This is a genomic window from Pseudoalteromonas sp. SG45-5 (genome assembly GCF_014164085.1).
GTDB lineage: Bacteria > Pseudomonadota > Gammaproteobacteria > Enterobacterales > Alteromonadaceae > Pseudoalteromonas > Pseudoalteromonas aliena.
The window spans coordinates 1-11,207 of sequence record NZ_JACJEM010000090.1 but is presented as its reverse complement, the minus strand read 5'-3'; the positions used below and the strand labels follow the sequence as shown (position 1 = coordinate 11,207).

The window sequence follows — 11,207 nt, the reverse complement described above, 5'->3', positions numbered from 1 at the left end:
CTAAAACAACCCATTTCTTTGTTGTAAATTTCGCAAAGGGAACAACCATTTATATCAATTTACGCCTAGAACTGAATTATTTTTTCGGCGTAAAATTTAGATCACATACTTAATGGAATTGGTATTAAAAACTGCTGATCATTTACTCATTTTTACCGTACAACTTACCTACGTGTTCATTCATCGCTAGCTATGTAATGTTATGTAAAGTAGGTTGAGCAAAATTTGCCAAAGTGCTTGAATTACGTTCATAAATAGCAGTAATTCAGGTTTAATTATGATTTGGCAATGCAAGCCAACCCTATTGGCAATGAGTGTGATGTTGCTCTGTGGCTGTGCGAGTAATTTAAACTCAGCGCAGCGCGTGCAAGCGCCAACTAATGTGCCACAGCAATGGCAACAAAAAGCATCAAGCTCGGTATTAAAAGTACAAGAGCAATGGCTTACACAATTACAAAACCCTACGCTTGATAAATTTGTACAAAAAGCACTTCAAAATAATCAGCAGCTTTTGCAAACGAGTTACGATGTAGAAATTAAAAAGCAGCAACTTATTGTATCGGGTGCTGCACTTTGGCCCAGCCTTGATTTATCAACTCGTACGAATCGCAGTAAAAATAATCGCCCTGTAAGTTACAATAACGCAAGCTCAGTAAGTTTAAATTTAACCTACGAGGTGGATTTATGGGGGAAGCTTTCTGATTCAAAACGCCAAGCTAACCTAACTTATTTAGCCCAACAAGCGCGTTTCGAGCAAGCTAAACAACAACTAGTTGCGGATGTAGTAACAAGTTGGTTTGATGTAGTTACAGCTCAGCAATTACTTGATTTATTTAAGCGCCGAGAAGCCAATGCACAACAAAATCTCGATATTATTGAATCCGGTTATCGCCAAGGTATAAATGAAGCACTTGATGTGTATTTAGCTCGCAATGAGCTTAATAACGAACGCTCTCGAATCGCGACTCAGACGGCTAGTTTATCGGCTTCAGCAAGGGTACTTGAACGCTTATTAGGTGAATATCCAAAAGGGGTGATTACAACTAGCAGTGACTTGCCGGTTATTAATACCGATATTTCACTGGGCTTACCCTCTGAACTTATAACGCGAAAACCTACACTGAGAGCAAGTTGGTATGAACTTTTAGCAACTGACGCCTCCTTGGCGTATGCACACAAGCAGCGCTTTCCTAGCTTAAACTTAACAGCTAGCTTAAGTGATAGTACTAATAGAGTAAGTGACTTGTTTTCTCCATCTAGCCTTGCATGGTCGCTACTTGGTAGTATTTCAGCACCAATTTTTGAAGGTGGGCGCTTAAAAGCCAACGAAGAAATAGCGCGTTTTAATACTCAAAAGCAAGAGCAACTTTATTTACAAACACTTTACGATGCGTTTGGCGATGTAGAGAACGCAATTTCACAGCAGCAATCTCTTAGTGCACAATATATAAGTACACTAGAAGCTCAAAAAAATGCACTTGCGGCAGAGCAATTATCATTTGAGCAGTATCAAAGTGGCTTAGTAACTTACACCACAGTGCTGGATGCACAGGGACGCTCTTTTGATGCGCAAAGCTCTTTAATCGACATTAAAAACCAATTAATAGCCAATAGAATTAACTTACACATTGCCCTTGGTGGTGATTTTGCAAAGCCCTCAAGTGAACTAAAGAGCAATAACGATGAAAACTAAAACAGCAAAAATTATTATTCCTGCCGCAGTTATTATTGCTGCCGTTTCTATTGTATTTTTTATTAAGGGTAATCCGCCAGAGGCAAGGCGTTTTGGTTCACCTCCTAAGGCATCAATAAGTGTCGCGGCACTTGAGCTTAAACCGCAAAGTTATCAAATTATGATAGACAGTTACGGTACGGTAAAGCCACGAACACAAAGTTTATTGGTTGCTCAGGCATCAGGGCAAATAATCGATGTAAGTGATGACTTTAGAGAAGGCGGATTTTTTGAAAAAGGAGACGTACTTTTAAAGTTAGACGATAGAGATCATCAAGCTGAAGTTAAATCGGCACAAGCTAATTTATTAACCGCAGAGCAGGGTTTGTTAGAAGAAAAAGCACGCGGTCAACAAGCGATTACCGATTGGAAGCGTCTAGGTGGGGCAAAACAGGCAAGCAGCTTGGTGTTACGTGAGCCTCAACTAGCCGCAGCAGAAGCTGAAGTGTTGTCAGCGCAAGCAACACTTGAAAAAGCAATGCTTGATTTAGAACGCACTAAAGTAACAGCACCATACGCTGGACGTATATTGAGTCGCAGTGTTGATTTAGGACAGGTCGTTAGTAACAACACGCAACTTGCCACTATTTACGCGATAGACAGTGTAGAAATTCGTTTACCGATTAAAAATAAAGATCTTTCGTTCGTAAATTTACCAGAGCAATATCGCGATGGTGCTAAAAACCAAGCTGGCTCAATTGTGCAATTCACATCAGACTTAGTTGGCGAGCAGACTTGGCAGGGGCAGTTAGCGCGTACTGAAGGTGCAATTGATGAAAATGCGCAGCAGCTTTACGTCGTTGCTAAAATTAATGACCCATATAAAGCAACAGCTAGTAACCAGTATCCAATAAAAATAGGGCAATATATAAAGGCGCAAATTACCGGCAGAACAGTATCTAACGCACTTATAATTCCTAACAGTACAATTTATCAAGGAACGTACGTTTACATTGTTGAAGAGGGCGTGCTTAAGCGCAAAGACATTACACTTGCTTGGCAAAATGCCACACAAGCGATGATAAAAACTGGCTTACAAGCGAGTGATAAGCTTGTTATTACACCACTTGGACAGGTGAGTTCAGGAACTCGAGTGAATATTTTAGGTCAGCAAAGCGCAGAGCAACCTAAAAACGAAGCTAATCGACAAGGTAAAGGAAAGCGCCTATCACCGCAGCAGCTTGAACAAAAAGCAAAAGAGTTAGGTATTAGTGTCGAAGATCTAAAACAACGTCGTGCAGCAAAACAAGGAGATAAGCCATGATCGCTTGGTTTACCAAAAACCATGTTGCTGCCAACTTATTGCTAGTGACACTGTTGCTATCAGGACTTTTTAGTTTATCGAGCAAAATTCCGCTTGAGGTCTTCCCTTCATTCGAAACCGATATGATAAGCGTACGCGTTAGTTTACGTGGAGCAACACCTGAGGATGTAGAGCAAGGTGTAACCATTCGAATAGAAGAAGCAGTACAAGATTTAGAAGGTATTAAGCAAATATTTAGCCGCTCCTCGGAAGGCTCTGGCTCGGTAACATTAGAGGTTGAGAGTGGTTACGATCCTCGTGAGCTTTTAGCCGATATAAAAAGCCGTGTAGATGCAATTAATACTTTTCCAGGAGATGCTGAAAAGCCAATAGTTGCGCTTGCTGAGCGAAAACGTGAAGTAATTGCAGTGACGGTATCAAGTGACTATGGTGAAAAAGAAACCCGTGAATATGCTGAGCAGGTACGGGATCAAATACTGCGTTTACCTAATGTAACACAGGTTGAATTAAGCGGTGTACGAGACTACGAGCTGGCTATTGAAGTAAGCCAAGACATTCTTCGTCAATACGATTTAAGCCTTGCACAAATATCTAGTGCTGTTGCTAACTCAAGCGCTGATATTTCTGCTGGTAACTTAAAAACAGAAGGTGGCGACGTACTCATAAGCTCTAAAGGGCAAGCCTACCGCAAAGATGAATTTGCTAATATTGTTGTTAAAAACCAAGCTGATGGCACTATTATTCGCTTAGGCGATATAGCAATAATTAATGATGATTTTGAAGAAACACCAGTACGAACGCGTTTTAACGGTAAGCAAGCTGCGTTTATAGACGTGTATAGAATTGGCCCACAAAGCGCGATAACGGTTGCTGACGATGTTAAAAATTACATAAAAGAGCAGCAAAGTTCACTCCCTCAAGGGTTTGAGCTAAGTTATTGGGATGATGATTCAGAGCTCGTTAAAAGCCGTATTTCTACTCTGACTACCAATGCCTTGCAAGGCGGTATTTTAGTACTTGCGTTACTGACTCTATTTTTACGCCCTGCGATTGCATTTTGGGTTTTTATTGGTATTCCTGTTTCCTTTATGGGCGCGTTTATAGCCATGCCTATTTTTGGTGTTACCCTTAACATTATGAGCTTATTTGGTTTTATTCTAGTACTCGGAATTGTGGTCGATGACGCTATAGTTACTGGTGAAAATGTTTATACCCATTTAAAAACGGCTGAGTCGGGCGAGCAAGCGGCAATTTTAGGCACTCAAGAAGTCGCAACGCCAGTAACCTTTGGTGTATTAACTACAGTCGCTGCATTTTTACCTTTGGCCTTTATTGAAGGGGCCCGTGGTGCTTTGTTTGCACAAATACCGGTAGTGGTTATTCCGGTATTATTGTTTTCATTGATTGAATCTAAATTTGTACTACCCGCACATTTAAAATATATAAAACTACGCCATCAAAAAGGTGAGCCGTCAAAGTTTGATGTTATCCAACAGCGTTTTGCAGATGGATTTGAAAACGCTATTTTAAAATATTACCAACCTATATTAAACACAGCCCTGCGTCATAAGCTGGCAACAGTAAGTTTGTTTGTAGGTGTGTTTTTTATCATCTTAACCATGATCACCAGTGGATGGACTAAGTTTGTATTTTTTCCGCGTATACCAAGTGAAACCGTGCGCGTTAATTTAACACTACCCACAGGTACACCGTTTGAAGTAACTAATAAATATGTAATAGATATGTCGCAAAAAGCGCAGCAATTACAACAAAAATACCGAGATCCAAATACAGGTGAAAGTGTTATTTTAAATATACTTGCAACAACGGGGGGGCGTGGTGGTGTATCAAATTCTGGTTCTGTACGTTTTGAAATAACCCCTGCTGAAAAGCGTGATTCAGACATTGGCTCGCGGGAACTTGCAAGCGAATGGCGTGATTTAATTGGTGTAATACCAGGTGCCGAAAGTTTAACGTTTAGAGCCGAAATTGGTCGCAGTTCAGATCCAATAGATGTACAGCTTAGTGGTACCTCATTGACTATTTTGCAAGATGTGGCTGATCATATTAAAACCCGTTTAGCAACATATCCAACGGTATTTGATATTGCCGATAGCATGTCGGATGGTAAAGAAGAACTGCAAATTGAGCTTACTCAGCAAGGTCTGGCACTGGGCTTAAATAGAGTAAATGTAGCTGGGCAAGTACGTAACTCGTTTTTTGGCTCGCAAGTACAACGTATTCAACGCGGACGTGATGATGTACGTGTAATGGTGCGCCTACCTATAGATGAACGCCGCTCGGTGGCTGATTTACAAAACATACTAATAAATACACATAATGGAGGCTCTGTACCACTATCTCATGTGGCAACACTGACTGCAGGGCAAAGTCCTTCAACTATTAATCGAATCGATCGTTACCGTACTTTAAATGTAACAGCGGATATTGAAAAAAGTAACACGAATATGACTATACTTCAGGCTGATTTAGCGCAATATCTTGATGAGCTGATGCAGCAATATCCTGGGGTAGACTACAAGCTAGAAGGAGAAGCTAAAGAGCAAAGAGAGTCATTTGGCTCACTGGCTTGGGCATTAGTATTTGTATTTTTTATTATTTATGCGCTGTTAGCCATTCCGTTTAAATCGTACTTACAGCCAATTATTGTTATGAGTGTAATTCCATTTGGTATGATTGGCGCTGTGGTTGGACATTGGATCATGGGCATGGATTTAACCATTATGAGCTTATTGGGTATGCTTGCGTTAATTGGCGTCGTCGTGAATGACTCCCTAGTACTCGTTGACTTTATCAATAAAAAACGCAGTGAAGGCGGTGAGTTATTGGAGGCTGTAAAATTAGCCGGAGCATCTCGTTTTCGTCCTGTAATGCTAACGAGCTTAACAACTTTTATCGGCCTAATGCCGTTATTGTTTGAAAAAGCGACACAAGCGCAGTTTTTAATCCCTATGGCGGTGAGCTTAGGTTTTGGGATTATTTTTGCAACCTTTATTACTTTATTGTTAGTCCCCGTAAACTACATGCTGATGGAACGTTTTCAAGGTTGGTTTAAATAATACAAAATGACTATTAAAGCTGTGGGAAGCCAATTGCCTGCAGCTTTTTTGTTTTTAGCTGTGCAAAACTAAGCGCTTTATTTAAAGAGTAAATATATAAACGTGGGTATTAGAATAAAGTGTGGACTTACGCGTTAAATGGACTTCGATAATGGTGTTCCCCAAGATACGGTACTTGGTTTCAGTCCTGAAACCAGAAGGTTTCAGGGCGGGAATCTGCGGTTTACCGTAGGCTTCTCGGTACATGCCGAGCTTGCACAATAGTATACGAACAGAAACCCTAGTATAAAATTTATCGGCTCAGGGACTTAACCAAGCTCCAGTATCCCAGGGAACAATTTAAGTATATAAGACATAACCCAATCCTTAAACCCTAAACGTAAAAAATTAAATCGTTCGTTTAGTTTTTCCGCATCTTTAACTCATCATTTACTTTATCGCATGCTTTTTGAGCTTGATCATACAATTCATTGGAGTTGCTTTTTATCGAGTGGTAGCATTGCTTTAACTTGCAAAGCGAAGACGCGATTATGAACGATTTACCAGATTACGAAAAAGCCCAGCTGCTTTTAGAAAAAAATGAAATATTTGTATCACCCGCTGAAGCCCACGGCGTTATTAGTGGTTTACTAGCGTGCGGTTTAACCATTGACGACAAAGAATACTTAGGCCTTTTGAGCGATGTATTTAACGATGGTGAATCGTTTAGTAACGATTTAAAGCAATTTTTTGGCACTATTTATAAGCAAGTAGTCGCGAGCTTTAATGATGACGAATTTCAGTTTGATTTATTTTTACCAAGTGACGACGAAACACTCATCGATCAGGCTAATGGCCTCGTATCATGGGTAGCGGGTTTTATGCTTGGTTTTGGTTTAAAGCAAAAAGACTACGGTAAGCTATCGAGCGATGTTAAAGAAGTGATTACTGACTTTAGCGAAATTACCCGCCTAGATACCACTTTCGAAGAAACCGAAGAAGACAGCCAAGCACTGCACGAAGTGATTGAATATGTACGTGTATCAGCGCTACTTTGCTTTGCAGAGCTTGGTAAAGAACAAAACACGCAAAGCACTAAAAAAACACTTCATTAACGTTTAAAAAAGTAAAACGGGTTGATTAATAATGGTTGAAGTACAAAAGTCAGAATTTAAAGCACGCCGCGAGCGTTTACTTGCGCAAATGGATAAAAACAGTGTTGCGATTATTCCTGCTGCCAGTGAAGTGACGCGCAGCCGTGATACCGAATATGCATTTAGGCAAGACAGCGACTTTTTTTACTTAACCGGCTTTAATGAACCCGATGCTGTACTTGTACTGTGTAACAACAGCGATACACCCAGTACGCTATTTTGCCTTAATAAAGATAAGCTTGCTGAAATCTGGCATGGGCGTCGTATCGGCTTCGATAAAGCCAAAAGTGAATATTTATTCGACGAAACTTACGCATTAAGTGAGCTAAGTGAACAATTATTGAATTTGGTGAACGGCCAACAGATTTTATTTTACGCACAAGGCACGTATCCGGCTTTTGACGGTAAAGTATTTTCGTTGTTAAACAGGCTGCGCAGTGCACCTAAAAAAGGCTACAAAGCACCAGATACAATTAAAGATGTACGTAGCCTTATTCACGAAATGCGTTTGTTTAAATCGCCAAGCGAAATAGAAATTATGCGCGAAGGCTGCGAAATTAGTGCGCGAGGACATATGCGTGCCATGCGTTATTCGCATGTGGGGGCGACTGAATTTCAGCTAGAGGCTGAGCTACATCATCATTATGCAATGAACGGCGCACCGCACCCAGCTTACGGTACGATTGTTGGTAGCGGCGACAATGCTAATATTTTGCATTACACACAAAATAGCGATGTGCTAAAAAGTGGCGACCTAGTACTTATCGACTCAGGTTGTGAGTTACAAGGTTATGCAGCAGATATAACCCGTACGTTTCCTATAAATGGTAAATTTAGTGAAGAGCAAGCGGCGCTTTATAATGTTGTACTTAAAGCACAAGACGTTGCTTTTGGTGAAGTAAAACCAGGCGGTTATTTGTCACATGCTAATAAACTAGCAATGGAAGTAATGACTCAAGGTTTACTCGATTTAGGTATTTTAACTGGCGACTTTGACGAGCTAATGGCAAAAGGAGCGTGTAAAGAATATTACATGCACGGGCTAGGGCATTGGCTGGGGCTTGATGTCCATGATGTAGGTGATTATAAGCAAGACAATGTTGAGCGTGCATTTGAGCCTGGTATGGTACTTACTATAGAGCCTGGGCTTTATATAAGCGAAGATTCAAACGCCCCGCAAAAATACAAAGGCATTGGTATCCGCATTGAAGATAACTTACTCGTTACCGAAAACGGCCATGAAAATCTGACCCTAAGCGTGCCTAAAACAATTAGCGATATAGAAGCACTCATGCAAAGTGCTAAAAACGTATAAAGCTCGGAGAATATTGTGGCTAAGCAGTTTGATGTAGTTGTTATTGGCGGTGGTTTAGCAGGAGCGAGCTGCGCGTTAAGTGTGGCTAAAACTAACCCCGCTTTAAGTATTGCTGTTGTGGAAGCTAATCAAGTAACTGGCGAATATCATCCAAGCTTTGACGACAGAAGCATTGCACTTGCTCAGCAATCGGTAGAGTACCTACAAAGCCTCAATTTATTTGAGCAAAACGCGCCTTACACTGCCGCAATCAAAAAAGTGAGCGTGTCTGATCGGGGGCACTTTGGCAAAGCGCACATTAATTGCGACGAATTTGCTAAGCCTTCACTTGGTTACGTAGTAGAAGTTAACCCATTTGGCCGAGCGCTTCACCTGCGTTTAACGCAGTCAAACATTACGCTTTACTGCCCCGATAGCGTAACTGCCATTGAGCAAACATTGCATAGCAATTCACTCACCCTACAAAGCGGCGAGCAATTAAGTGCAACGTTATTAGTTATTGCAGACGGGGCACAATCACCAACACGTAACTTACTCGGGCTTGGTTTTAATACTCAGCCTTATGAGCAAGGCGCAATTATTGCCAACCTAGAAGTAGCTGATGGGCATAATAATCATGCTTTTGAGCGTTTTACGCAAAATGGCCCAATGGCGTTATTGCCCATGAGTAATAATCGTTATTCGTTGGTCTGGTGTATGTGCCAAGAAAAGATTGAACAGCACATGGCACTTGGTGATCAAAGTTTTTTAAGTGCCTTGCAAAGTGCGTTTGGTTATCGCGGCGGGCAATTTACAAAAGTAGGCATGCGCGCAAGCTATCCGCTCGTTTATGGCCAAGTAGAATCCTTAATTGCTCATCGCACTGTGGTAATAGGTAATGCTGCACATGCTATTCATCCTATTGCAGGGCAGGGTTTTAATTTAGGTCTTCGCGACGTACAAGTACTTAGTAATTTAATAGCAAATAGCCAACACGATCTAGGCAGCTATGCGTTTACCCGTGAATACTCACAAAAACGTCGCGATGATATTAAAACCGTAATGACCTTAACCGATGCACTGGTTAGGCTTTTTTCAAACTCATCGCGAGTGTTTGCATTTGGGCGCAGCATTGGGTTGTTTTCGATGGATTTATTTCCCGCATTAAAAGCGCCATTAGCTAAACAGTTAATGGGGCAAGTTAAACAAGGTAGGCGTTTATGAAACAAGCACAGGTTTGTATTGTAGGTGGTGGCTGCGTAGGGCTAACATTGGCACTTGGATTGACAAAAGCTAATATTAGCGTGGTTGTGCTAGATGGTGCGCCAACTCAAGCACTACCTTGTGACGAATATGGTTTGCGTGTAAGTGCGCTAAGCATTGCGAGTCAAACCTTGCTTGAACAATTAAACGTATGGCCCGAAATTATCGCACAGCGAGCGTGCGCTTATACGCATATGGACGTACGTGATGCCGACAGCTTTGGCAAAATAGCGTTTAATAACGAACAACTTGAGCTTGAACATTTGGGTCACATTGTTGAAAACGACATTATCCGCTACGCGCTTATAAAAGAGTTAGAGCAACAAAGTAGTGCCACACTAATGTTTGATACACAGTATCAGCAAATACATCAAAGCGAATCAGATGTATTTATAACGCTTAAAAGCGGCGAGCCAATTATTGCAAAACTGCTGGTGGCTGCTGATGGTGCAAACTCCGCTATTCGTAAACAATTTAATATGGCGCTGAGCTTTAAAGATTACGACCATCATGCACTTGTGGCGACTGTAAAAACTAAAGAACCACATGCAAATACCGCCCGCCAAGTATTTTTACCAACAGGCCCTCTCGCATTTTTACCGTTAAGCGATGCCAACACGCATTCCATAGTGTGGTCTACCAGCCCAAATCATTGCGATGAACTGCTTGCAATGGACGATAACAGCTTTAATAAAGCGGTAATGGCTGCAATAGATGGTCAATACGGGCTGTGTGAAGTGCAAAGTAAGCGCGCTGCTTTCCCACTTAAAATGCGCTACGCCCAGCAATGGGTTTCAGGCAAAGTGGTACTCATTGGCGATGCTGCACATACAATCCATCCACTTGCAGGGCTTGGTATGAACCTAGGTCTAAAAGATGCGGCTTATTTAATTGAGCTTTTAACAAGTAATAATAAAGAATTTGCTAGTACGCGCACACTTCGCGATTACGAGCGTACCCGTAAGCTCGATGCACAAAAGCATATAGCTATGATGCAAGGGCTAAAAGAGCTATTTGAAGGTGCAAACCCGTTTAAAAAGCTTATTCGTGGAGTAGGGCTATCGTTAGTTGATAATCTTGGGCCAATCAAGCACCTGTTCGCTAAAGAAGCGATAGGAAAATAAAGTAGGTTGAGTTGAGTAAAATAAAATCTCACGAAAAAAGCTGTTAGTTATTCGCTTTCAATAAAGCCCGAGGTTTAATTTAAACATCGGGTTTTTGTTTTAAAGTGATTTTTAATACATTAAAAGCTGCGCTTTTCACGCGAGCAAGCTCGGCGTCTACAAGAAATATTACACTCTGTGCTTATACCAATCCCATTAAGTATGTGATCTAAATTTTACGCCGAAAAAATAATTCAGTTCTAGGCGTAAATTGATGTAAATGGTTGTTCCCTTTGCGAAATTTACAACAAAGAAATGGGTTGTTTTAGCAAGTAAAA

At 41.1% G+C, this 11,207-nt stretch carries 7 protein-coding genes and 1 other RNA gene; 7 read left to right on the top strand and 1 reads right to left on the bottom strand.

Annotated features, from left to right (window positions below; all coding sequences use genetic code 11):
* Positions 1–277 precede the first annotated feature (277 nt).
* From H5119_RS19310 to H5119_RS19300, 3 genes are read left to right on the top strand one after another with little or no spacing between them, the layout of a single operon-like run.
* Positions 278–1,693 (top strand): TolC family protein, encoded by a 1,416-nt coding sequence (locus H5119_RS19310; RefSeq protein WP_182703390.1) that lies wholly within the window; start codon positions 278–280, stop codon positions 1,691–1,693.
* Positions 1,683–2,996: an efflux RND transporter periplasmic adaptor subunit gene (locus tag H5119_RS19305; RefSeq protein ID WP_182703389.1), complete on the top strand. Its 1,314-nt coding sequence runs from the start codon at positions 1,683–1,685 to the stop codon at positions 2,994–2,996. The genes H5119_RS19310 and H5119_RS19305 overlap by 11 nt, the downstream gene beginning before the upstream one ends.
* Complete coding sequence (locus H5119_RS19300; RefSeq protein WP_182703388.1) at positions 2,993–6,076, top strand: efflux RND transporter permease subunit; 3,084 nt, start codon at positions 2,993–2,995, stop codon at positions 6,074–6,076. The genes H5119_RS19305 and H5119_RS19300 overlap by 4 nt, the downstream gene beginning before the upstream one ends.
* A gap of 154 nt (positions 6,077–6,230) precedes the next feature.
* Here the strand turns inward: H5119_RS19300 and ssrS are convergent.
* Positions 6,231–6,413: non-coding RNA, 6S RNA (ssrS, locus tag H5119_RS19295), on the bottom strand.
* 193 nt (positions 6,414–6,606) lie between these two features.
* On the opposite strand from ssrS, the gene H5119_RS19290 reads away from it, so the two are divergent.
* Genes H5119_RS19290 through H5119_RS19275 form a run of 4 tightly spaced genes read left to right on the top strand, consistent with a single transcriptional unit; the run spans position 6,607 to position 10,890 of the window.
* The gene (locus H5119_RS19290; RefSeq protein WP_007378383.1) at positions 6,607–7,170 is read left to right on the top strand and encodes a UPF0149 family protein; all 564 of its coding nucleotides are present in this window, start codon (positions 6,607–6,609) and stop codon (positions 7,168–7,170) included.
* A 31-nt stretch (positions 7,171–7,201) separates the two neighbouring features.
* Positions 7,202–8,524, top strand: coding sequence for a Xaa-Pro aminopeptidase (gene pepP, locus H5119_RS19285; protein WP_182703387.1), 1,323 nt, complete (start codon positions 7,202–7,204; stop codon positions 8,522–8,524).
* 15 nt (positions 8,525–8,539) lie between these two features.
* Entirely contained in the window at positions 8,540–9,727 is a 1,188-nt protein-coding gene (gene ubiH, locus H5119_RS19280) for a 2-octaprenyl-6-methoxyphenyl hydroxylase (protein ID WP_182703386.1), read from the top strand.
* The gene (locus tag H5119_RS19275) at positions 9,724–10,890 is read left to right on the top strand and encodes an FAD-dependent monooxygenase (protein WP_182703385.1); all 1,167 of its coding nucleotides are present in this window, start codon (positions 9,724–9,726) and stop codon (positions 10,888–10,890) included. The genes ubiH and H5119_RS19275 overlap by 4 nt, the downstream gene beginning before the upstream one ends.
* The last annotated feature ends 317 nt before the right edge of the window (positions 10,891–11,207 follow it).

What these genes read in the sequence shown, in the direction of transcription:
- H5119_RS19310 (WP_182703390.1), top strand. Translation starts at nt 278, where the DNA reads ATGATTTGGCAATGCAAGCCAACCCTATTGGCAATGAGTGTGATGTTG.
- H5119_RS19305 (WP_182703389.1), top strand. Translation starts at nt 1,683, where the DNA reads ATGAAAACTAAAACAGCAAAAATTATTATTCCTGCCGCAGTTATTATT.
- H5119_RS19300 (WP_182703388.1), top strand. Translation starts at nt 2,993, where the DNA reads ATGATCGCTTGGTTTACCAAAAACCATGTTGCTGCCAACTTATTGCTA.
- H5119_RS19290 (WP_007378383.1), top strand. Translation starts at nt 6,607, where the DNA reads ATGAACGATTTACCAGATTACGAAAAAGCCCAGCTGCTTTTAGAAAAA.
- pepP (WP_182703387.1), top strand. Translation starts at nt 7,202, where the DNA reads ATGGTTGAAGTACAAAAGTCAGAATTTAAAGCACGCCGCGAGCGTTTA.
- H5119_RS19275 (WP_182703385.1), top strand. Translation starts at nt 9,724, where the DNA reads ATGAAACAAGCACAGGTTTGTATTGTAGGTGGTGGCTGCGTAGGGCTA.